The 23,039-nt window shown below is 68.5% G+C and carries 15 protein-coding genes; 7 read left to right on the top strand and 8 right to left on the bottom strand.

Annotated features, from left to right (window positions below; translation table 11 throughout):
* Positions 1-7: 7 nt before the first annotated feature.
* Positions 8-652, bottom strand: coding sequence for an endonuclease III (gene nth / locus NP80_RS24580; protein WP_006412000.1), 645 nt, complete (start codon positions 650-652; stop codon positions 8-10).
* Complete coding sequence (rsxB, locus tag NP80_RS24575; protein WP_045594200.1) at positions 649-1,611, bottom strand: electron transport complex subunit RsxB; 963 nt, start codon at positions 1,609-1,611, stop codon at positions 649-651. Before rsxB ends, nth begins: the two co-directional genes overlap by 4 nt.
* 154 nt (positions 1,612-1,765) lie before the next feature.
* Between rsxB and NP80_RS24570 the strand changes: the two genes are divergently transcribed.
* Positions 1,766-2,398 (top strand): TetR/AcrR family transcriptional regulator, encoded by a 633-nt coding sequence (locus NP80_RS24570; protein ID WP_006398710.1) that lies wholly within the window; start codon positions 1,766-1,768, stop codon positions 2,396-2,398.
* Between the two features lie 85 nt (positions 2,399-2,483).
* On the opposite strand, the gene NP80_RS24565 is transcribed toward NP80_RS24570, so the two are convergent.
* Both NP80_RS24565 and NP80_RS24560 read right to left on the bottom strand, forming a co-directional pair.
* A complete protein-coding gene (locus NP80_RS24565; protein ID WP_006411843.1) occupies positions 2,484-3,980 on the bottom strand; it encodes a polyhydroxyalkanoate depolymerase in 1,497 nt (498 codons plus the stop codon).
* 209 nt (positions 3,981-4,189) lie between these two features.
* Positions 4,190-6,019: a glycoside hydrolase family 15 protein gene (locus tag NP80_RS24560; protein WP_006398712.1), complete on the bottom strand. Its 1,830-nt coding sequence runs from the start codon at positions 6,017-6,019 to the stop codon at positions 4,190-4,192.
* Between the two features lie 233 nt (positions 6,020-6,252).
* On the opposite strand from NP80_RS24560, the gene NP80_RS24555 reads away from it, so the two are divergent.
* Entirely contained in the window at positions 6,253-7,425 is a 1,173-nt protein-coding gene (locus tag NP80_RS24555) for a lactonase family protein (RefSeq protein WP_006398714.1), read from the top strand.
* 96 nt (positions 7,426-7,521) lie between these two features.
* On the opposite strand, the gene NP80_RS31815 is transcribed toward NP80_RS24555, so the two are convergent.
* Positions 7,522-12,603: a DNA translocase FtsK gene (locus tag NP80_RS31815; RefSeq protein ID WP_045594198.1), complete on the bottom strand. Its 5,082-nt coding sequence runs from the start codon at positions 12,601-12,603 to the stop codon at positions 7,522-7,524.
* 179 nt (positions 12,604-12,782) lie between these two features.
* On the bottom strand, positions 12,783-13,328 hold the full coding sequence (locus tag NP80_RS24545; protein WP_006409045.1) for an META domain-containing protein: 546 nt from the start codon (positions 13,326-13,328) through the stop codon (positions 12,783-12,785).
* A 201-nt stretch (positions 13,329-13,529) separates the two neighbouring features.
* Between NP80_RS24545 and purT the strand changes: the two genes are divergently transcribed.
* The 4 genes from purT (at position 13,530) to NP80_RS24525 (ending at position 17,266) form a co-directional block, all read left to right on the top strand.
* Positions 13,530-14,744, top strand: coding sequence for a formate-dependent phosphoribosylglycinamide formyltransferase (gene purT, locus NP80_RS24540; RefSeq protein WP_006409046.1), 1,215 nt, complete (start codon positions 13,530-13,532; stop codon positions 14,742-14,744).
* 17 nt (positions 14,745-14,761) lie between these two features.
* A complete protein-coding gene (locus tag NP80_RS24535; protein WP_006398719.1) occupies positions 14,762-14,947 on the top strand; it encodes a DUF6726 family protein in 186 nt (61 codons plus the stop codon).
* Between the two features lie 91 nt (positions 14,948-15,038).
* Entirely contained in the window at positions 15,039-15,422 is a 384-nt protein-coding gene (locus NP80_RS24530; RefSeq protein WP_006405617.1) for an MliC family protein, read from the top strand.
* Between the two features lie 380 nt (positions 15,423-15,802).
* Positions 15,803-17,266 carry a DEAD/DEAH box helicase gene (locus NP80_RS24525; RefSeq protein WP_006409057.1) on the top strand — a complete coding sequence of 488 codons (1,464 nt, stop codon included), beginning with the start codon at positions 15,803-15,805 and terminating at the stop codon, positions 17,264-17,266.
* 204 nt (positions 17,267-17,470) lie between these two features.
* On the opposite strand, the gene gluQRS is transcribed toward NP80_RS24525, so the two are convergent.
* Together gluQRS and NP80_RS24515 are read right to left on the bottom strand one after the other, a co-directional pair.
* Positions 17,471-18,367 carry a tRNA glutamyl-Q(34) synthetase GluQRS gene (gluQRS, locus tag NP80_RS24520; protein WP_006409055.1) on the bottom strand — a complete coding sequence of 299 codons (897 nt, stop codon included), beginning with the start codon at positions 18,365-18,367 and terminating at the stop codon, positions 17,471-17,473.
* 22 nt (positions 18,368-18,389) lie between these two features.
* A complete protein-coding gene (locus NP80_RS24515) occupies positions 18,390-19,247 on the bottom strand; it encodes a sulfurtransferase (protein WP_006409041.1) in 858 nt (285 codons plus the stop codon).
* Positions 19,248-19,475: 228 nt separating this feature from the next.
* Here NP80_RS24515 and dnaE point away from each other — a divergent pair, with 228 nt between their 5' ends.
* Positions 19,476-23,015, top strand: a complete 3,540-nt coding sequence (dnaE, locus tag NP80_RS24510) for a DNA polymerase III subunit alpha (protein ID WP_006405613.1) — start codon at positions 19,476-19,478, stop codon at positions 23,013-23,015.
* Positions 23,016-23,039 lie beyond the last annotated feature (24 nt).

Raw genomic sequence — 23,039 nt, 5'->3', positions numbered from 1 at the left:
GTGCGCGTCAGTCGTTCGGCGGCGGCGTTTTCGGCCGGTATTCGCAGAGCGGCTCGATCGCGCAGTGCCAGCATTCGGGCTTGCGCGCCTTGCAGACGTAGCGGCCGTGCAGGATCAGCCAGTGATGTGCGTCGTGCAGGAATTCCTTCGGCGTGAACTTTTCGAGTGCGGCTTCGACGGCTTTGACGTCCTTGCCGGGCGCAAGCCCCGTGCGATTCGCGACGCGGAAGATGTGCGTGTCGACCGCAATCGTCGGCTGGCCGAACGCGGTGTTGAGCACGACGTTCGCCGTCTTGCGGCCGACGCCGGGCAGGCTTTCGAGCGCTTCGCGGTCGGCCGGCACTTCGCCGCCGTAGCGTTCGAGCAGGATCCGGCACGCGGCGACGACGTTCTTCGCCTTGGTCCGGTAGAGCCCGATCGTCTTGATGTACTCGGCGACGCCTTCCTCGCCGAGCGCGACGATCTGTTGCGGCGTGTTGGCGACCGGGAACATCTTGCGCATCGCCTTGTTCACCGACACGTCGGTCGCCTGCGCGGACAGCATCACCGCGATCAGCAGCTCGAACGGCGTCGAGTATTCGAGTTCGGTGGTCGGATGCGGGTTGAGGCTTTGCAGCGTTTCGTAGATCGCGCGTCGTTTGCTGGCGTTCATGGCGCTTGGTCGTCGGGCGGCGCGGACGGGCCGCCGGTATCGTCTCGATCGGCATCGTTGGCCTGCGCATCGCGCGCGGCCTGTTGTTCGGCGAGCCGCTTGCGGCGCGCCTCGGCCGCGTCGATCTGCGCCTGGACGGCCGCGCTCACGCCTTCGGTATTCTTCGGAGCCGCACCCTGCGCGGCGAGTTCTTCCTTCTTCTTGCGCGCGCGTTCGAGCGCGGCGGCGATGATCGCGCGTTTTTTCGCGTCGGCATCGTCGGCGGCGGGCGGTGCGGCGGCCGGCGCTGTGGCGGGTTGCGTCGCGGTGGCGCTCGCCGCGCGGCGTGCGGCGGCGCGCGCCTCGGCCGCGTCGCGCTCGCGGCGCTGGCGCGCGAGCCGGCGATCGTGCCGCTCGCGCGCGGCGTCGGCCTGCTCTTGCGTCCATGCGTCCCAGCCCGTGCGCTCGCCCGTGACGGGCACCATCGCGATACAGTCGACCGGGCACGGCGGCACGCAGAGGTCGCAGCCGGTGCAGAGCGACGCCACGATCGTGTGCATCTGCTTCGGCGCGCCGACGATCGCGTCGACCGGGCACGCCTGCATGCACAGCGTGCAGCCGATGCACAGGTTTTCGTCGATGAACGCGACCGCACGCGGGTGCTCGGTGCCGTTTACGGGATTCAGCGGAATCACCGGCTTGCCGAGCAGGTTCGCGAGGCGCGCGATGCCTTCGGCGCCGCCGGGTGGGCACTGGTTGTAGTTCGCGTCGCCGGCGGCGATCGCCTCGGCGTACGGGCGGCAGCCGTTATAGCCGCACTTCGTGCATTGCGTCTGGGGAAGCAGATCTTCGATGCGATCCGCGAGTGTCTTGGAATCGGTCACGGTGACAACGGGCGCAATCGCGCCGAATGGCTCTCGGCCGCGTCGGACGCGGCCGGAAAGGTTTGCCAAACCCCGATTATCGCCGATTTCCCGCATTGCGCTGGACGCCTTCTGTGCGCATAATCGAACCGCTTTTTTGCAGGAGCGCAGCAGGAGGGCGACTGTACGCGGTACGCCCGTTCCAAGGCGGCCGGCGCCGATGCGGTGGGGTGCCGGTCCGGATCACGCGGCTCACACAGCAAAACGCCACATGAATCAGCCAAAAATCAAAAGAGATCCTGAAGGCACGCGCCGTCGCATCCTGATGGCGGCAGCCGAAGAGTTCGCGAGTGGAGGGCTGTTCGGCGCGCGCGTCGATCAGATCGCGCGGCGCGCCGAGACCAACGAGCGCATGCTCTATTACTACTTCGGCAGCAAGGAGCAGCTCTTCACCGCGGTGCTCGAACATGCGTTTTCCGCGCTGACCGAAGCCGAACGCGTGCTCGATCTCGATGGCGTGCCGCCCGTCGAAGCGGTCACGCGGCTCGCGCATTTCGTTTGGGACTACTACCGCGACCATCCCGAACTGCTGCGGCTCATCAACAACGAAAACCTCCACGAAGCGCGCTATCTGCACAAGTCGACGCGCATCCGCGAGATGATGTCGCCGATCGTCGCGATGCTCGGCAACGTACTGATGCGCGGCCAGAAGGCCGGGCTGTTCCGCGGCGACGTCGATCCGCTGCGCTTCTACGTGACGCTGTCGGGGCTCGGCTACTACATCGTGTCGAACCGCTTCACGCTGGCCGCGACGCTCGGCCGCGATTTCAGCGAAGCCGACGAGCGCGCGGAGATGGTCCGGATGAACACCGAAGTGCTGCTCGCGTATCTGCTACGGCGCTGAACGAGCGTCCGCGCGATCGGCTTGTCGATAAAAAAGCGCCGCCGTGCTTGCGCAGGGCGGCGCTTTTCTGTGAACGAGCCGCGCGTCAGGCGGCCTTGCGCGCGCGTACCGGCTTCGCGCGTGCGCCGCTCGCGCGCTTGGCCGCCGGTGCGGCCTTCGGCGACAGCGCGCCCGACGATTTCGCGCGCGCGCGTTTTGCGAGCGTGGCCGCAGCCTTCGCGGTTTCGCGCTGCGCCTGGCCGGCCGGGACGGCCGCGAGCGCGGGCGCCGATGCGGCCGGCGTGTCGGACGTGCCGGCCGTTGCGTCCGGGCGATCCTTCGCGCTGCCGTTCTTCGGCTCCGGCGCATGCTCGCGGATGAAGTCGCGCAATTGCGGGTAAATGATCGTGCGCCAGCGGCGGCCGGAGAAGATCCCGTAATGGCCGCACTTCTCGGCGGTCAGGCTGCGGCGCTGATCCTGCGGAATGCCCGTGCACAGCTCGTGCGCGACGTGCGTCTGGCCGCTGCCCGAGATGTCGTCGAGCTCGCCTTCGATCGTCATCAGCGCGGTGTGCTTGATGTCCTGCGGACGCACGCGTTCGCCATTGACGTCCCACGTGCCTTCCGCGAGGCGGAATTCCTGGAACACGACGCGGATCGTCTCGAGGTAGTACTCGGCGGCCATGTCGAGCACGGCGTTGTATTCGTCGTAGAAGCGGCGGTGCGCTTCGGCGTCTTCCTCGTCGCCGCGCAGCAGGCTCTGATAGAAGTCCCAGTGCGATTGCGCGTGGCGCTCCGGATTCATCGCGACGAAGCCCGTGTGCTGCAGGAAGCCCGGATACACCTGACGGCCTTCGCCCGGATAGTTCGCCGGCACCGTATGGATTACGTTGTTCTCGAACCACGCGAGCGAATGCTGCGTCGCGAGCGAGTTCACCGAAGTCGGGCTGCGGCGCGCGTCGATCGGGCCGCCCATCATCGTCATCGTGAGCGGCGTGTCCTCGCCGCGGCTTGCCATCAGCGAGATCGCCGCGAGCACGGGCACCGTCGGCTGACAGACCGACACGACGTGCAGATTGCGCGCACCGATGTGGCGGATGAATTCCTGGATGTATTCGACGTAGTCGTGCAGATGGAACGGGCCGACCTCGACCGGCACCATCCGCGCGTCGATCCAGTCGGTGATGTAGACCTTGTGATCCTGCAGCAGCGTGCGCACGGTGTCGCGCAGCAGCGTCGAGTGGTGGCCCGACAGCGGCGCGCAGACCAGCACGACCGGTTCGTCCTTCAGCTGCGTGACCGCATCGGCATCGTCCGAATAGCGCTTGAAGCGCAGCAGCCGGCAGAACGGCTTCTCGACGATCGTCTGCTCGACGATCGGGATGTTGTGGCCATCCTTGACGATCTGATGAATGTTGAATTCGGGCTTCTCGTAATCCTTGCCGAGCCGGTACAGCAGCTCGTACGCGGCCGCCATGCGCGGCGCGCCGGGGATCAGCGAAAACGGACTCGACGGATTGGCGAAGGACTTCGACGCGGCCTGGGCCCAAGCCGTGAGCGGGCTCAGCATCGCCCGCTGGAATTCGTGCAGTTGGTAAAGCATGCAGACTACTCCCGCGTGGGGGACGGTGCGCAAGGGCGGCGTGGGGCGTCGCGGCGTGCCGTGTGGGTCATCGTCCGGCAATGTTGCAGTGCAGCCGGACAGTCGTGTCGATCATATCGGACAACGATCCGTGGTGCAATGCAACATTTCCCGGATTTTTCATCAAATTTTTGCGATTTGACGTTCTCTTACCATAGCACCGGCCGCGATCAGCGGCCCGTCGCGGCGGCCGGCGCCGGCTGTCCGGCCGCGCGCGCCATCGCCTCTTCGTGGTGCATCAGGTTCATCGCGGTATGCACCAGCGCGACGTGCGAGAACGCCTGCGGGAAATTGCCGACAAGCCGCCCCTCGACCGGGTCGTATTCTTCCGCGAGCAGCCCGAGGTCGTTCGACAGCGCGAGCAGGCGGCTGAACAGCCGATGCGCGTCGTCGATCCGGCCGAGCAGCGCGTAGTTGTCGACGAGCCAGAAACTGCACGCGAGAAACGTGCCTTCGCCGGGTGGCAGGCCGTCGTCGTACTCGGTCGTGCGGTAGCGCATCACGAGCCCGTCGTGCAGCAATTCCCGCTCGATCGCCTCCACCGTGCCGACGATGCGCGGATCCTCGGGCGGCAGGAAGCCGAGCAGCGGCATCAGCAGCACGCTCGCGTCGAGTTCGTCGCTGCCGTAGCTTTGCGCGAACGCCTGCTTGCCGTCGTGCCAGGCCTTCTCGCAGACGTCCGCATGGATGCGGTCGCGCAGCGCGCGCCAGCGCTCGAGCGAGCCCGGCAGGCGGAACATCTCCGCGGACTTGATCGCGCGGTCGAACGCGACCCATGCCATCACCTTCGAGAACGTGAAATGACGGCGGCCGCCGCGCGTTTCCCAGATTCCTTCGTCGGGTTCCTGCCAGATCTTCTCGAGATGATCGAGCAGCGCGCACTGCACCGACCACACCGTATCGTCGGCCTGCAGGCCGCCCACGCGCGCGAGATGCAGCGCGGCCATCACTTCGCCGAACACGTCGAGCTGCAGCTGGTTTGCGGCGCCGTTGCCGACGCGCACCGGCTTCGAATCCTGATAGCCGGGCAGCCAGTCGAGCTCCATCTCGGGCAACCGGCGCTCGCCCGCGATCCCGTACATGATTTGAATCTGCTCGGGCGATCCGGCCATCACGCGGCCGAGCCACGTGCGCCACGCACGCGCTTCGTCGTAGTAGCCGCCGCGCATCAGCGCGAGCAGCGTGATCGTCGCGTCGCGCAGCCAGCAGTAGCGGTAGTCCCAGTTGCGGTTGCCGCCGATCTTCTCGGGCAGCGACGTGGTGGGCGCGGCGACGATGCCGCCGGTCGGCTCGTACGCGAGCGCCTTCAGCGTGATCAGCGAACGGCGCACGGCGGCCGCATAGCGGCCGCGCACCTGGCAGCGGCCCGACCATTCGAGCCAGTAGTTCTCGGTGCGCGCGAGCATCGACAGCGGATCGCGCGCGGGCGGCAGCCGCAGATGCGAGGGCGCATAGCCGAGCGAGAACGGCACGCGCTCGTCGGCGCTTACCGTGAATTCCGCGAGCGTATGCAGGTTCTTGCCGGTGAGCGGCACCGGCGTGCGCAGCACGACCGTGTCGGGGCCGGCGATCGCCTTCATTCCGTCTTCGCGCGTGAGCTGCGTGACCCACGGGATCGAGAAGCCATAGTCGAAGCGCAGCACGAGTTCCATCCGCATCTTCATCGTGCCGCGCCGGCCGACGACGATGCGCACGAGCTCGGACCAGCCGTTGCCGGGCGGCATGAAATCGACGACGGTCACGGCGCCGTCCGCGCTTTCGTAATCGGTTTCGAGAATCAGCGTGTCGCCGCGATAGCGGCGTGTCGTATGCGTAATCGCGACGTCGGCGGCCGGCGCGATCAGCCAGCGACCGTGCTCGGGTGTGCCGACGAGCGCCGCGAAGCAGGCGCCCGAGTCGAACCGGGGCCAGCACAGCCAGTCGACGGAGCCGTCTTTTGCGATCAGCGCGGCCGTGTGGCCGTCGCCGACGAGGGCATAGTCTTCGATCAGGGCGGGCATGGGCGGGCAAATCCTTGTTTCGGGTTCACAATGCGGGCCGCGGACGGACAGCTTCACGCGCTGGCGCCGCGCCCCGTATACTCGATCGAAGGCGGAGCGCATGACGGCCGGCGTTTCGTCCTATCTCAACACTTGAAGCGACTCGATGCAAGGAGGATTCAATGCCCAACCGTTTACGCGAGCGTGACGCACACGCTTCGACACGAGGGTTCCCGCTTAGGCTCGCTCACTGGATGAAAGGTTTCGCGTTCGTGCTTTCCCTGTCCGCGACCCATGCATTCGCGCAGCAATCGCCGGCACCGGCCGACGGCGTCTACAACCTGCTCGTCGGCACCTACACCGACACCGGCAGCGACGGCATCTACGTGTACCGCTTCGATACGAGCACCGGTAGTGTCGCACCGGTATCGTCGGCGAAGACGGTGAACCCGTCGTATCTGTTGCCGAGCCGCGACGGTCGCGTCGTCTATGCGGTCAACGAACTGCCCGGCGATAACGGGCCCGCGACGCAGCGCGGCGGCATCAGCGCCTTCCGTTTCGATGCGAAGACGGGTGCGCTCACGTTCATCGACCGCGTTTCGTCAGAGGGGAACGATCCTTGCTATTTGAGTCTGTCGCCCGACGGCAAGTATCTGGTGACGGCCAACTATTCGGTCGCGGCCGATCCGGGCGGCAGCTTCGCGCTGTTTCCGGTCCGCGACGACGGCGGCGTCGCACCGGCCGTGCTCAGCGTGCACCACGAAGGGAAGGGGCCCGTCAGAGGGCGGCAGGACAACGCGCACGTCCACTCGACGGTGTTCTCGCCCGACGGCCGCTATCTGTTCGTGCAGGATCTCGGTCTCGACAAGATCTACGGCTATCGCTACACGGTCGACGGCAGCCGCGGGCTGATCAGCCCGACCGACACGCGCTATACGCCGGTGAAGGCCGGCGCGGGGCCGCGCCATCTCGTATTCAGTGCGGACGGCCGGTTCGCGTACGTGACGAGCGAGCTGAACGCGTCGGTCGAGGTGTTCGGCTATCACGACGGGAAGCTCACGCCGATCGAGACCGTGTCGATGATCGCGCCCGGCTTCAAGGGCAAGGTCGGCGGCGGCGCGATCCACCTGTCGCCGGACGGCCGCTTCCTGTACGTGAGCAACCGCGGCGACGCGAACGAGATCGTGATCTACGCGGTGAACCAGGCCGACGGCCGGCTGAAGACCGTCGGTCGCCAGTCGAGCCTCGGCCGGACGCCGCGCGAATTCCTGATCGATCCGACCGGCAAATGGCTGATCGTCGGCAACCAGGACAGCGACACGTTCTACGTGTTCGGCCGCGACGTCGGCAGCGGGCAGCTCGCCGCGAATCCACGCAAGGTGGCGGTCGGCAAGCCGGTCGATTTCAAGCTCGTACCGGTGCAGTAACAACGAACAAGGGCGCTCGCGGCGCCCTTGTTGCTTTCGTGCGGCCGGCCGCGTACCAGGCACGCGCGGCGCGGCCTGCGGTTGCGGCCGAAACGATCAGTCGGCCGCGGCCGGCACCAGTACCTCGCGGCTGCCGTTGATGCCCATCGCCGACACGAGCCCGGCCGCTTCCATCTGCTCGACGAGCCGCGCCGCGCGGTTGTAGCCGATGCGCAGCTGACGCTGCACCGACGAGATCGACGCGCGCCGCGTGCGCACGACGAACGCGACCGCTTCGTCGTAGAGCGGATCGGCTTCCGCATCGGGCGCTTCGCCGAACAGGTCCTGCGTCGCGCCGTCGGCGGCCGGGCCGTCGAGAATCCCTTCCTCGTACTGCGGCTCGCCGAACTGCTTCAGATATTCGACGATCCGGTGCACTTCCTCGTCGGCGACGAACGCGCCGTGCACGCGTTGCGGATAGCCGGTGCCGGGCGGCAGGAACAGCATGTCGCCCTGACCGAGCAGCGATTCGGCGCCCATCTGGTCGAGGATCGTGCGCGAGTCGATCTTCGACGAGACCTGGAACGCGACGCGCGTCGGGATGTTCGCCTTGATCAGCCCGGTGATCACGTCGACGGACGGACGCTGCGTCGCGAGGATCAGATGGATGCCGGCCGCGCGGGCCTTCTGCGCGAGACGCGCGATCAGCTCCTCGATCTTCTTGCCGGCCACCATCATCAGGTCGGCGAGCTCGTCGATCACGACGACGATCAGCGGCAGCGTCGACAACGGTTCGGGATCGTCCGGCGTCAGCGAGAACGGGTTGCCGATCTTCTTTTCCTTCGCCTCGGCGTCGCGGATCTTCTGGTTGAAGCCCGCGAGATTGCGCACGCCGACCGCCGACATCAGCCGATAGCGCTTCTCCATTTCGCCGACGCACCAGTTCAGCGCGTTCGCGGCGAGCTTCATGTCGGTGACGACCGGCGCGAGCAGGTGCGGGATGCCTTCGTAGACCGACAGTTCGAGCATCTTCGGATCGATCATGATCAGCCGCACGTCGTCGGGTGTCGCCTTGTACAGCAGCGACAGGATCATCGCGTTGATCGCGACCGACTTGCCCGAACCGGTGGTGCCCGCAACGAGCATGTGCGGCGCCTTCGCGAGATCGGTGACGACCGGATGGCCGGTGATGTCCTTGCCCATCGCGATCGTCAGCTGCGACGTCGAGTGCTGGTACTGGCGCGACTCGAGAATCTCGGACAGGCGGATCATCTGGCGCTTCGCGTTCGGCAGTTCGAGACCCATGCAGGTCTTGCCGGGGATCGTCTCGACGACGCGGATCGACGTCAGGCCGAGGCCGCGCGACAGATCCTTCATCAGGCCGACGATCTGGCTGCCGCGCACGCCGAGCGCGGGCTCGATCTCGAAGCGCGTGATCACCGGGCCCGCCGACGCGCCGACGACCGTGACCGGCACCTTGAATTCCTGCAGCCGCTGTTCGATCACCTGGCCCGTCTGCGCGAGATGTTCGTCGGTGATCGGTTCGATCTCGTCGGATGCCGGTTCGAGCAGGTCGAGCGTCGGCAGTTCGACGCTGAACGACGCGGGCGCGTGGAATTCGAACGCGTTCGGACGCGGCTGGCGGGCGGGCGCGGTCGTAGCCGGTTGCGCGGCGGTATCGGCGGCCGGGGCGGCCGGTTCTGCGGCGGGCGCGGCGACGGATGTGGGCGACGATGGCGGCGCGGAGGCGACGCTCGGCGGGACCGTCGCGATGCCGGAAACCGTCGCGGCAGGGGCGGCCGGCGGGGTTGCCGCGGTAGCGGGTGTGGCCGGCGCCGTGGTCGTGGCCGAAATCGTCGCGGCCGGTGCGGTTGCGGTCGGCTGCTGTGACGTCGAGGACGGTGCGGACGACGGAGCCGCGGTGCTCGTGGCGTTCCAGTTCGCCTGGGGCGCCGGATTCGGCGCGGCCGGCGGGTTCATCGGGTTCGGCGACGGCGCAGTTACGCCGACCGTGGTCGCGAACGTCGTCGGTGCAGACGGTGCCGTGACGGTGGCAAGCGTCGACAGCGTTGCCGGTGCGGTTGCCGGCGCATTCGCGGCAAACGCCGCGAATGCAGCGGTCGTGGGCGGTGCGGCGGTGGTGGCAGCAGCAGAAGACGAAATCGACGCGGCCGGCATGCGCGGCGATGCCGGTTCGGCGATGCTCGCGGTGTCCGCGGCGGCGCCGCCGACAGCAACGCGCGTGTTGCCAATGCCGAAAGCGGGTGCCGGTGCGGGCATCGGCGCAGACGGGCTCGCCGTAGTCGTGACCGATGCGGCAGCGGCGGATGGCGTAGCCGGCACAGGCGTCGGAGCGGACGCGCTCGCCGTAGTCGTCAACGATGCGGCGGCGCCGGACGGGATAACAGACGCAGGCGTCGCAGTGGACGGGCTCGCGGTAGTCATCCCCGATGCAGTAGTGGCGGACGGCATAGCCGACACGGGCACCGGAGCGGAAGGGCTCGCGGTAGTGGTCACCGGTACGGCACCGGCAGACGGCGTAGCCGACGCAGGCACCGGAGCGGAAGGGCTCGCCGTAGTCCTCACCGATGCGGCACTAGCGGACGACATAGCCGCAGCAGCCGTCGGTGCGACGGACGGCGTGCCCTCGACGGCAGCCGTTGTTGCCGCGGGTGCGGGTGTCGTCGTGACGGCGGCCGGCATGTCGAAGCGGCTGCTCGACGGTGCGGTCGCGGCCAGTGAGGCGATCGGACTCTGCGGAGCGGCTGCGGCCGACGCGGTTCTGCCAAAGTGCTCGCTCTGCTGTGCCGTAGCGGCACGCGACAACGACTGCGTGATCGGGGGCTGAGATGCGGTCGGGCTCGACGTTGCGGGCGTTGTCGATGTCGCAGACGGTGCCGACACCGCGGCCGACGCGAACGGCTTCATCGGCGTCGATGAAAGCGGTGCCCTCGGAACCGGTTGAGCGGCGGTTGCCGAGCCGATCTGTGTGGGTATCGGCACCGACGTCGGCGCAACCGCATCGTCCGCATTGACCGCCGTGCCGGTCGCGGCCTCGACGTCGTTCAATGCCGAAGTCGCGACGACGGCGGAAGTAGCCGGTTGCGCGTCATCATGCGGCACGACGACCGGTGCGGACGCAACGGGAGCGGTGCCGGGCACGATATCGCCGGACGGTGGCAACGAAGCGGATGCAGGCGTTGCCGCCGCGGTCGACGCAGGTTTCGCCGCGACGGTTGCCGCCGCCTCCCGCGGAGCGCTTGCGCGGCCGACCGTCGAAGCGGCTGCCGTTACCGGCACCGTCGCCGCGACCGCTTGTGGATCGAGCGTCACCGGCGGCGATGCTGCATTGCTCGCGGAAGCGGGAAGGGGAGCGCTCGGTTCGGCATCATGCTGCGCGGCGGCGCCCGAGGGCGCAATTGACGCTTGCACCGCGCCAACTTGCGGTGCGGACTGCGTTTCGGCCGTGCTCTTGTCGTCGATCGCCGAAGTGGATACAGAGACCGTATCGACGCGGGCCGTGTCGCTTGCCGGCGCGGCGGCAAGCGCGGATGTCTGCGGCTCGGTCGCGGCGATTGTGCCGATCCCGTCTGCGACGCCGGGCGCCGACGCCCCCGAGCTACCGATCGACGTACCGACGGCCGCAGCCTGCTGCGCGACGAAATCTTCCCACGGCGCGAGTTCGATCGGCGCGTCTCCCGGCCGGGCAGACGCGCTAGCGATTGCCGAAGCGACCTGCGCGGCCTCGATCTGCGGCGTTTCATCGTCCGCATGCGGCGCCGCGGACGCACGAGCGTCGCTCGTGTGGTTTGCGGACGCGTCGTACCCGGCTTCTGCGCGCGCTTCGATGTCGGTATCGTCCGCGGAAGCGAGGGGAGCCGGCGCGACATCGACAAATGCGGGCAGTACGATTGGCGCGTTGTCGTCGTGTGCGGTTGCCGCCGTGTCGTGCTCGATGGCAGGGGCGACCAGCGGCGCGGCGTCGTCCGTCACCGTCGATGTACCGGCACCCGATGCGGCCGACGGCGCAGGCGCAGCAACGCCCGCGGCCGCGCTTGCGTTGGCAACGCCAATCACTCCCGCCGCACTCGCCGCCGTGCGCGCAGCATCTGCCGACGCCGCGGCGCCGGCCAGCGTCGCCCACTGCGCGGTGCTGGCTTCGATCGAGCGCAGCGTTTCATGCACGCTCGGAGCCGGCGTGATCGGCGCGGCCGGCTTGTCGGCCCACGCATAGAGCGGCGCGCGTTTCTGCGGCGGCGCCGCCACGCGACGGCGCGACGCATCCGCGGACGCGCCGATGCCCGCGGTTCCGCCGGCGGGACGCGCGAGCGGACGCGCCGGCGCGGGCGCCGCAGCGCGCGGCGCGACGGTTGCACGCGGCGCGGCCGGCTGACGGAGTGCGGCGGCCGGGCGCAGGGCCGTCGGACGCGGCCGCATCGGCTCGAAGCCGGCCGGCAGCGGTGCCGGGTCAGGACGCGGCTGCGCATTCGCGGCGGCGCGCGCGAGGCTCGCGGTGCTGCCGATCGTCGGCGGCGGCATTGCGCCGGTCGCCGGCGGCGCGGGCGGCACCGGCATCCGCGTGCCGGACGCGGGCTTCAGCCAGCCCGACGGCGCGACGGGCTCCACCGGCGGGCGCGGCACCGGCTTGCTGCGCGGTTTCGGCCGCGCCTGCGGGTCGGGCTTCCACAGCGTCGGACGCGCATAGCGGCCGTTCTGCCGCGGCGCCATCGGATTGACGGTATGCGCGGTGGTCGGCTGCACGATGTCGTCGTCGCGATACAGCGCGCTGCGCGGCAGGTCCGCGATGCCGTGCGCATCGTCGTCGCCGGTGTCGCGCGCCAGCTTCACGCCGAACGACGTGTCGACCCAGGCGGCGAACCGGCGCCAGCCGATGCCGGTGAGCCACGGCAGCCCGGCGAACAGCAGCACGACCATCGCGACCGGCGTGCCGATCGGGCCGAGCACGTGCGCGAAGCCGCCCGCGAACGCATGGCCGAGCGCGTTCGTGTCGGGACCGGACAGCGCGCTCGTCAGCGTGCAGCTCGCGACGAATACGGCCGCAAAGCCGAGCCACAGGCGAATCGAGCCGGGGCCGGCGAGGCCGCCGCCGCCAGGCAGCATCGCCTGCACGAGACGCCAGAAGAGGAGGAGGAACCAGACGGCGGAGATGCCGAACCAGCCGAAAACAACCGTGTGCATGCTTTGAAACGAAGTAAGGCGGGGAGCGCGATGCGCGACCCGCCGAGTTTAACCGGCCGACGACCCGGACAAGGACCAACAGGACACCCGGACAGCACGGCGCGAATCCGCCGCGCGACCGGTCATGCGGACGATGCGCGCGGAGAAAGGCGGCCGGTCGGCCATCTCCGCGCGCGACGTCATTGACCGCGGCGCGTGAACGTCAGCGTGTCGCCGGCTTCGGTCACGATCTGCAACTGCTGCGGCGCGCGCATCAGCACGCCGGTCTTCGCGATGTGCGCGAGCGCATCGAGGTACGCGCGTTCGAGCTGGCCGCCGAGCGTGTTCGGACAGGCCATCCGCGTACCGGCGAGCGGCCCGAAGCTCAGCAGCCCGTTCTTCACGTTGTACGGACCCATGTAGCGGTTGCAGCCCGAAAACCCGCTCGCATGCCGAACGCCCGATTGCGTCGACAGCTGAAGCTTGATCGGCTCGCCGTTGTCGCCGTGCGGAATCGCGCGCGGCGTGCCGTCCGCGTTCTGCCAGCGCGTCAGTTCCCAACTCGTGTCGTCGAGCAGCTGGACCGCGGCGGGGTTGTACGGATCGGGTGCGGGGGCGGCGGAATCGGGGTGGGTCGGCATCGCGCAGGCGGCGAGAAGCGTGGCAAGGGTCAACGCGCAGAGCGGCGCGCGCAGCGGGCGAAGCAGGCCGGCGCGTGCGCGTGCGGTGGCGGACGGGTGGAACATGGGCCTCGTGCCTCATCGGATTCTGAACAAGGCGTAAGAGTAACGCACCCGCGCCGCGCGAGGCGAGCCGACACGCGGCGCGCGAAAACGTTCGCGGCCCGGCCGCGCGCCGCATCCGACGGCGGCGAAGCGCGCGAACCGGCCCGGCCCGCGTGTTAACATCGGAGCCGTTTTCGTCCTCCACCAGAAGCGGGAAATCACATGCAGATCGGTCAGCGGCTCGGTACGCCGCTTTCGCCGTCGGCCACGCGCGTCATGCTGCTCGGCGCCGGCGAGCTCGGCAAGGAAGTCGTCATCGCGTTGCAGCGACTCGGCGTCGAAGTCATCGCGGTCGACCGTTACCCGGATGCGCCGGGCCATCAGGTCGCACACCGCGCCCACGTGATCGACATGACGGACGGCGCCGCGCTGCGCGCGCTCGTCGAGGCCGAGCGTCCGCACCTGATCGTGCCGGAGATCGAGGCGATCGCGACCGACGCGCTCGCGCAGATCGAGGCGGCCGGGCTTGCCGAAGTGATCCCGACCGCACGCGCGACGCAATTGACGATGAACCGCGAAGGCATTCGCCGGCTCGCGGCCGAAACGCTCGGGCTGCCGACGTCGCCGTATGCATTCGCCGAGTCGTTCGACGAGTTCGCGGCCGCGGTCGCGCAGATCGGCATGCCGTGCGTCGTGAAGCCCGTGATGTCGTCGTCGGGCAAGGGGCAGTCGGTCGTACGGACCGAAGCCGACGTGAAGCCCGCGTGGGACTACGCGATGGCGGGCGGTCGCGTGAATCACGGTCGCGTGATCGTCGAGGGCTTCATCGACTTCGAATACGAAATCACGCAGCTGACCGTGCGCGCGATCGATCCTGTCACGCTCGACACGCGCACGTGGTTCTGCGAGCCGATCGGCCATGTGCAGGTCGCGGGCGATTACGTCGAATCGTGGCAGCCGCAGCCGATGCGCGCGGCGGCGCTCGAGAAATCGCGCGAGATCGCGCACAAGGTCACCGAGGCGCTCGGCGGGCGCGGGCTGTTCGGCGTCGAGCTGTTCGTGCGCGGCGACGAAGTGTGGTTCTCGGAAGTGAGCCCGCGGCCGCACGATACGGGGCTCGTCACGCTCGCATCGCAGCGCCAGTCGGAGTTCGAATTGCACGCGCGCGCGATTCTCGGGCTGCCGGTCGACGCGACGCTCGGTTCGCCGGCCGCATCGGCCGTGATCTACGGCGGGCTCGACGCGCGCGGGATCGCCTTCGAAGGCGTGCGCGACGCGCTCGCGGTGCCGGGCGCCGATCTGCGGCTGTTCGGCAAGCCGGAAAGCTTCACGAAACGGCGCATGGGCGTCGCGCTCGCGACGGGCGCGAACGTCGACGAAGCGCGCGAGCGCGCCAAACGTGCGGCCGCGGCCGTCCGGCCCGTAGCGGGCAACTGATCAACCGGGAGTGCGCCATGGCGCCGATCTGGATGCGTATCGCAAAACTGGCCGCCGCAGCGGCGCTTGCGGCGGGCCTTGCCGGCTGCGGGCTGGCCGCTGCGCCGTGCCGCATCGCCTCGGCCGGGCTCAAGATCGTGCCGGTCGTCGGCCACGTCGCCGCGGCGCCGACCGACGCATGCGCCGACGTGATCGATCCGTGACCCGTGCAGACAGCGCACTGCCCATAACCGACAACGACAAGCCGCGCGCCGGCGAGGCGCGCATTTTCATTCGTCTTCCGAGAGGACCTGCATGATTCGTCAAACCGTCGCCGCGCTCGCGCTGGCCGGCCTTACCGTTTCCGTCGCGCATGCGGCGCAGCTGACCATCGAGGAAATCGACGCCGATGCGCGCCAGACGGTCGCGTATCAGTGCGCGAACCAGCCGCAGCCGGTGCGCGTGTCGTACTGGCTCGCGGGCAACGGCCAGAGCTTCGCGCTCGTGCCCGTGAACGGACAGCGGCTGCTGTTCGTCGATACCGTGTCGGCGTCGGGCGTGCGCTATCAGGCCGGCCGCTATACGTGGTGGACGAAGGGCAAGGAAGCGACGCTGCGCGACGAAATCGCCGACGAGAAATCGCCGCCGCTGCTCGCGGACTGCGTGCAGGTCGACAAGAAGAAAAAGCGCAAGGGCTGAGCGGCGGCCGAGCGGCGCGAAAGCGCGCCGGGTCCGGCCGGATTGCGACTCAATCAGGGCTCGAACGCTGCGCCGGACGCGGGTCGCCCTCCGTCTGCGAAGCCGCCACAGGCATGCGGCGAACCGCCGTGGCGGCCGTTCGCGGCGTTGTCACGGACAGACGGCCGCACGGTGCTACAATACGGCCCTTTCCGCCGGCATTCGCGCCGAACGGAGTCCGCACGGCCTGGCGTCCGACGTTCGCATCGAACCGGTCCCAAGCGCCAGAGCGGCGCCGCGCGGCGCGCCGCGGCTCCGTCTACTTCCGAAATGTGATGAGCGCAGGCCCGGCCGGCCTGACGCGCGATGTCCCCGCCGCGCCTTTTGAGCGAAACGCCACCATGTCCGATTCTGTCGCCAAGCCTGTCGACGCCACCTTCGATCAATTCGGCCTTGCCGCCGATATCCTGAAAGCCATTGCGGAGCAGGGCTATACGACGCCGACGCCGATCCAGGCGCAGGCCATTCCGGTCGTGCTCGCCGGCCGCGACGTCATGGGCGCCGCGCAAACGGGCACCGGCAAGACCGCGAGCTTCTCGCTGCCGATCATCCAGCGTCTGCTGCCGCAGGCGAACACGAGCGCGTCGCCCGCGCGCCACCCCGTGCGTGCGCTGATCCTCACGCCGACGCGCGAACTCGCCGACCAGGTCGCCGCGAACGTGCACGCATACGCCAAGCACACGCCGCTGCGCAGCGCGGTCGTGTTCGGCGGCGTCGACATGAACCCGCAGATGGCGGAACTGCGCCGCGGCGTCGAGATCCTGATCGCGACGCCGGGCCGTCTGCTCGACCACGTGCAGCAAAAGACCGCGAACCTCGGCCAGGTACAGATTCTCGTGCTCGATGAAGCGGACCGGATGCTCGACATGGGCTTTCTGCCCGACCTGCAGCGCATCCTGAACCTGCTGCCGAAGGAGCGTCAGACGCTGCTGTTCTCGGCGACGTTCTCGCCCGAAATCAAGAAGCTTGCGTCGACGTACCTGCGCAACCCGCAGACGATCGAAGTCGCGCGCAGCAATTCGACGAACGCGAACGTCACGCAGATCGTCTACGACGTCGCCGAAGGCGACAAGCAGGCGGCGGTCGTGCAACTGCTGCGCGATCGCGGCCTCAAGCAGGTGATCGTATTCTGCAACAGCAAGATCGGCGCGAGCCGGCTCGCGCGTCAGCTCGAACGCGACGGCGTGGTCGCATCGGCGATCCACGGCGACAAGTCGCAGCTCGAGCGGATGCAGGCGCTCGACGCGTTCAAGCGCGGCGAGATCGAGGCGCTCGTCGCGACCGACGTGGCCGCGCGCGGTCTCGACATCGCGGAACTGCCGGCCGTGATCAACTTCGATCTGCCGTTCAACGCGGAAGACTACGTGCACCGGATCGGCCGCACGGGCCGTGCGGGCGCGACCGGCGACGCGCTGTCGCTGTGCAGCCCGAACGAGCGCAAGCAGCTCGCCGATATCGAGAAACTGATCAAGCGTCCGCTCGAGATGCAGACGCTCGTGCTCGACAAGCCGGCGCGCCATCGTCATGAAGAGCGCGGCGGTGAACGCGGCGGCGAGCGCGGCGGGCGGCGCGATCGCGACGAGCATCGCGGCGCGTCGGGCCGCCGGTCGCCCGGTGCGGAGCGTGGGCATCATCGCCGCCACGAGCCGCCGGTCGACGATTTCTTCCTCAAGCCGTACGAGCCGTCGGCGCCGGCCAAGCAGGCCGAAGACGCGAAGCCGGCGCAGCCCGAGAAGAAGACGCCGAAGCGTCAGGTTGCCGCGTTGCTCGGCGGGTTCGGCATGCCGCGCAAGCCGACGAGCTGAAGCACGCGCTGAAGCGGTGCGCCGGTCGCGGATCGGCGCAGCGTGTGGAACGGAACCCCGGCGGGCGCATGCGACTTGGCATGCGCCCGTTTTTGTTGGGCATTCGGGGCTGGAGCGGCACGCGCGGCGGTGCGATGCCGTGCCGCGTGGCGTATAGGCTTGCGCGTCGCAAGCGCGCCGGGCGCTCGCTCGGCGTGGCGACCGTTATTGCGCGTGCGGCCCGAACCGGCGCGCCCATGCGTCGGTCGCGGCTGCGTAGAACGCATCGAGCGTCGTACCGGGCAGCGGGCGATCGGGCGTGCCGAGCCCAAGATGCGTGGCAGCCGCCTGCAGTGGCGGCAGCGGATCGTCGCGTTCGAGCGCTGCAGCGCCCGTTTGCTTGCTGAGCTTTTCGCCGTTCGCATCGACGACGACCGGGACATGCAGGTACGCGGGTGTCGGCACGCCGAGACAGCGCTGCAGATAGATCTGCCGGGCCGTCGAATCGAGCAGGTCGGCGCCGCGCACGACATGCGTGATGCCGGCGTCGGCATCGTCGACGACGACCGCCAGCTGATACGCCCATTGCCCGTCCGCGCGCTTCAGCACGAAATCGCCGACTTCGGTCGCGAGGTTCTGCGATTGCGCACGTTGCCAGCGATCGTCGAACGCGACGATCGCGGCATCGCCGTCCGGCACGCGCAGGCGCCAGGCGCGCGCCGGCTTGCCGCGCAGGCCCGTGCGGCACGTGCCGGGATACGCGAGCGTCGTGTGGCGCTCGTGCGCGGCGCGCAGCGAATCGGCGATTTCCTTGCGCGTGCAGCCGCACGGATAGACGAGGCCGGCGGCGACGAGCCGCTCGAACGCGGCCGCATACGCGGCTTCGCGCGTGCTCTGCCACACGGGCGGCTCGTCCGGCGTCATCCCGAAATGCGCGAGCGTCGCGAGGATGTCGTCAGCCGCGCCGGGGACCGTGCGCGGCCCGTCGATGTCCTCGATCCGCACGAGCCACGCGCCGCCGTGCGCGCGCGCATCGAGCCAGCTCGCGAGCGCGCCGACGAGCGAGCCGAAATGCAGCGGACCGGTGGGCGACGGCGCGAAGCGGCCGCGATAGCCGTTCATCGGCAGTGCGCGTGGCGCGCGCTTACGCCGCCGCGTCGGCCGTGTGCGCGCAGGCCGGGCACGACTTGCCGGGCACGTAGCTCGGCGACTGCTGCGCCTCGGGTGTGACCACGGCGCGGCACGCGAAGCAGGTCACGTCGCCGGCCGGCTGCAGTTCCGGCGTCAGCGCGGTGCGATAGTCGAACACGAAGCAGTCGCCGTGATAGTGCGCGCCGCCGACTTCCTCGAAGTACTTCAGGATGCCGCCTTCGAGCTGATACACGTTGTCGATGCCGATTTCCTTCATGTGGATCGCGGCCTTCTCGCAACGGATGCCGCCGGTGCAGAACGACACGATCGTCTTGCCTTCGAGGTCGGCGCGGTGCGCGTCGATCACGTCGGGAAACTCGCTGAACTTGCCGATCCGGTAGTCGAGCGCGCCGTCGAACGTGCCGACGTCGACTTCGAACGCGTTGCGCGTGTCGAGCATCACGACCGGCCGGCCGTTGTCGTCGTGACCGCGATCGAGCCACGTCTTCAGCGTGCGCGCGTCGACCGACGGCGCGCGGCCGAGCTCCGGCTTGATCGCGGGCTTCTTCATCGTGATGATTTCGCGCTTCAGGCGCACGAGCATCCGGCGGAACGGCTGCGAGTCGGACAGGCTTTCCTTGAACTGCAGCGTCGCGAACTTCCCTTCGAACAGCGGATCGTGGCGGATGTAGTCGATGAATGCGTCGGTCGCTTCGCGCGTGCCGGCGACGAACAGGTTGATGCCCTCCGGGGCGAGCAGGATCGTGCCGCGCAGGCCGAGTTCGTTGCAGCGCGCGGTGACGAGCGGACGCCATTGCTCGTTCGCGTCGAGCGACACGAAGTGATAGGCGGCGAGGTTGACGATGGTCATGGTGGTCGGACGGTAAAACGGCCGCGACCGTGCGAGCGCACGGTGGCCCGCAAAAAAGGGTGCGAAGCCGGGCGGAGATTCGAAAACCCGTATTATCCCGCAAACCGCGTCGTCGCCGACACCCGGCCGAACGGCCAGGCCGCGACGGCGCGCCGCCGGCATCGGCCGAACGGCCGGCACGGGGATTTTTTGGGCAGCCTGCGCGGCGACGCGGCTACAATAGCGCCCATGTCAGATCCTCGCTTCGTCCATCTCCGCGTTCACTCCGAATTCTCGATTGCCGACGGCATCGTGCGTCTCGACGACATCGTCAAGGCGGCGGCCGCCGACGGTCAGGGCGCGCTCGCGCTGACCGATCTCGGCAACGCATTCGGTCTCGTCCGTTTTTACAAGGAAGCCCGCAGCAAGGGCGTGAAGCCGATTGCCGGCTGCGATGTCTGGATCACGAATCCGGACGATCGCGACAAACCGTCGCGCCTGCTGCTGCTCGTGAAGAACAAGCGCGGCTACCTGAATCTGTGCGAGCTGCTGTCGAAGGCGTGGCTCACGAACCAGTACCGCGGCCGCGCGGAGCTCGACGCGAGCTGGCTCGAGGGCGAGCTGTCCGAAGGGCTGCTCGCGCTGTCGGGCGCGCAGCAGGGCGACATCGGCCTCGCGCTCGCGGCCGGCAACGAGGAAGCCGCGCGCCGCCATGCGCAGCGCTGGGCCAAGGTGTTCCCCGGCGGCTTCTATATCGAACTGCAGCGCTACGGGCAGCCGGGCGCGGAGGCGTACATCCAGCAGGCCGCGACGCTCGCCGCGTCGCTGAAGCTGCCGGTCGTCGCGACGCATCCGACGCAGTTCATGACCGACGACGATTTCACCGCGCACGAGGCGCGCGTGTGCATTTCGGAAGGCGACATCCTCGCGAACCCGCGCCGCCAGAAGCGTTTCACGACCGAGCAGTATTTCCGCACGCAGGACGAAATGGTCGCGCTGTTCGCCGATCTGCCGTCCGCGATCGCGAACACGGTCGAGATCGCGAAGCGCTGCAACCTGACGCTCGAGCTCGGCAAGCCGAAGCTGCCGCTGTTCCCGACGCCGGACGGCATGTCGCTCGACGACTACCTGATCCAGCTGTCGAAGGAGGGGCTCGAAAAGCGTCTCGTGCAGCTGTATCCGGACGAGGCGGAGCGCGACGCGCAGCGCGACACGTATTACAAGCGGCTCGAATTCGAGTGCGGGACCATCACGAAGATGGGCTTTCCCGGCTACTTCCTGATCGTTGCGGACTTCATCAACTGGGCGAAGAACAACGGCGTGCCGGTCGGCCCCGGCCGCGGTTCGGGCGCCGGTTCGCTGGTGGCCTACGCGCTCGGCATTACCGATCTCGATCCGCTGCGCTACAACCTGCTGTTCGAGCGTTTCCTGAACCCCGAGCGCGTGTCGATGCCCGACTTCGACATCGACTTCTGCCAGCACGGGCGCGATCGCGTGATCCAGTACGTGAAGGACAAGTACGGCGCGGACGCCGTGTCGCAGATCGCCACCTTCGGCACGATGGCCGCGAAGGCGGCCGTGCGCGACATCGGCCGCGTGCTCGACCTCGGCTACATGTTCACCGACGGCGTCGCGAAGCTGATTCCGTTCAAGCCCGGCAAGCACGTGACGATTGCCGACGCGATGAAGGAAGAGCCGCAGCTGCAGGAGCGCTACGACAACGAGGACGAGGTGCACCAGCTGCTCGACCTCGCGCAGCGCGTCGAGGGCCTGACGCGCAACGTCGGGATGCACGCGGGCGGCGTGCTGATCGCGCCCGGCAAGCTGACCGATTTCTGTCCGCTCTACACGCAGGGCGACGACGGCGGCGTCGTGAGCCAGTACGACAAGGACGACGTCGAAGCCGTCGGCCTCGTGAAGTTCGACTTTCTGGGCCTCACCACGCTGACGATTCTCGACTGGGCCGAGCGCTACATCCGCCGTCTCGACCCGTCGAAGGCCGACTGGTCGCTGTCGCAGGTGCCGCTCGACGATCCCGCTTCGTTCCAGATCCTCAAGAAGGCGAACACGGTCGCCGTGTTCCAGCTGGAAAGCCGCGGCATGCAGGGGATGCTGAAGGATGCGCAGCCCGACCGCTTCGAGGACATCATCGCGCTCGTGTCGTTGTACCGTCCGGGCCCGATGGATCTGATTCCGAGCTTCTGCGCGCGCAAGCACGGGCGCGAGAAGGTCGACTATCCGGATCCGCGCGTCGAACCCGTCCTGAAAGAGACCTACGGGATCATGGTCTATCAGGAGCAGGTGATGCAGATGGCGCAGATCATCGGCGGCTACTCGCTCGGCGGCGCGGACTTGCTGCGTCGTGCGATGGGCAAGAAGAAGCCCGAGGAGATGGTCAAGCACCGCGAGATCTTCGCCGAAGGTGCGGCGAAGAACGGGCTGTCGCGCGAGAAGTCCGACGAGATCTTCGACCTGATGGAGAAGTTCGCGGGCTACGGCTTCAACAAGTCGCACGCGGCCGCGTACGCGCTGCTCGCGTATTACACCGCGTGGCTGAAGGCGCACCATCCGGCCGAATTCATGGCGGCCAACATGACGCTCGCGATGGACGACACCGACAAGGTGAAGATCCTGTTCGACGACTGCATCATGAACAACCTCGTCGTGCTGCCGCCCGACATCAACCAGTCGCACTACCGGTTCGAGCCCGTCGCGGAGCCCGACGGCAAGCGTTCGCGCACGATCCGCTACGGTCTCGGCGCGGTGAAGGGCAGCGGCCAGAACGCGATCGAGGAGATCCTGCGTGCGCGCGAAGAAAAGCCGTTTACCGACCTGTTCGATTTCTGCGAGCGCATCGATCGCCGGATCGTGAACCGTCGCACGGTCGAGGCGCTGATCCGCGCCGGCGCGTTCGATTCGCTGAACGCGAATCGCGCGCAGCTGCTCGCGTCGGTGCCGCTCGCGATGGAAGCCGCCGAACAGGCCGAGGCGAACGCGCTGCAGGCCGGGCTGTTCGACATGGGCGCCGAATCGCCGCATGCGCACGCGCTCGTCGACGAGCCCGCATGGGACGACAAGCGCCGGCTGCAGGAAGAAAAGGGCGCGCTCGGCTTCTATCTGTCCGGCCACCTGTTCGACGCGTATCGCGACGAGGTGCGCCGCTTCGTGCGGCAGAAGATCGGCGATCTGAAGGAGGGGCGCGACAAGCTCGTCGCCGGGATCATCGCGTCGCTCCGTACGCAGATGACTCAGCGCGGCAAGATGCTGATCGCGCTGCTCGACGATGGCACGGGCCAGTGCGAAATCACGATCTTCAACGAGCAGTTCGAAGCGAACAAGGCGCTGTTCAAGGAAGACGAACTGCTGATCGTGCAGGGGCAGGCGCGCAACGACGCGTTCACCGGCGGGATTCGCTTCACGGCCGATACGGTGATGGATCTCGAACGCGCGCGCAGCCGCTATGCGCAGGCCGTGCGGCTGACGATGAACGGCAATGCCGACGCGGCCGCGCTGCGCCGCGTGCTGGAGCCGCATGTGTCGAAGCACGACCCGGCGGCCGCGAACGCGATCGACGCGCCTGCGCCGTCGCGCGGCGGACGTGATCGAGAAGGCGGGCGTCGCCAGGCGGCGCCGCTGCCGAACGGGCTTGCGGTGCAGATCCACTACAGCAACGCGCGCGCGCAGGGCGAGATGCGGCTCGGCGATGCGTGGCGCGTGAAGCCGAGCGATGCGCTGCTCGCGGAACTGCGCGCGACGTTCGGCGGTGGCGCCGTCGAGATCGCGTACTGACCGCGATTCCTGACGATCGTCGCG

The sequence above is a fragment of the Burkholderia multivorans ATCC BAA-247 genome, from assembly GCF_000959525.1.
GTDB classification, from domain to species: domain Bacteria; phylum Pseudomonadota; class Gammaproteobacteria; order Burkholderiales; family Burkholderiaceae; genus Burkholderia; species Burkholderia multivorans.
This window is presented reverse-complemented; position numbering and strand designations above follow the sequence as displayed.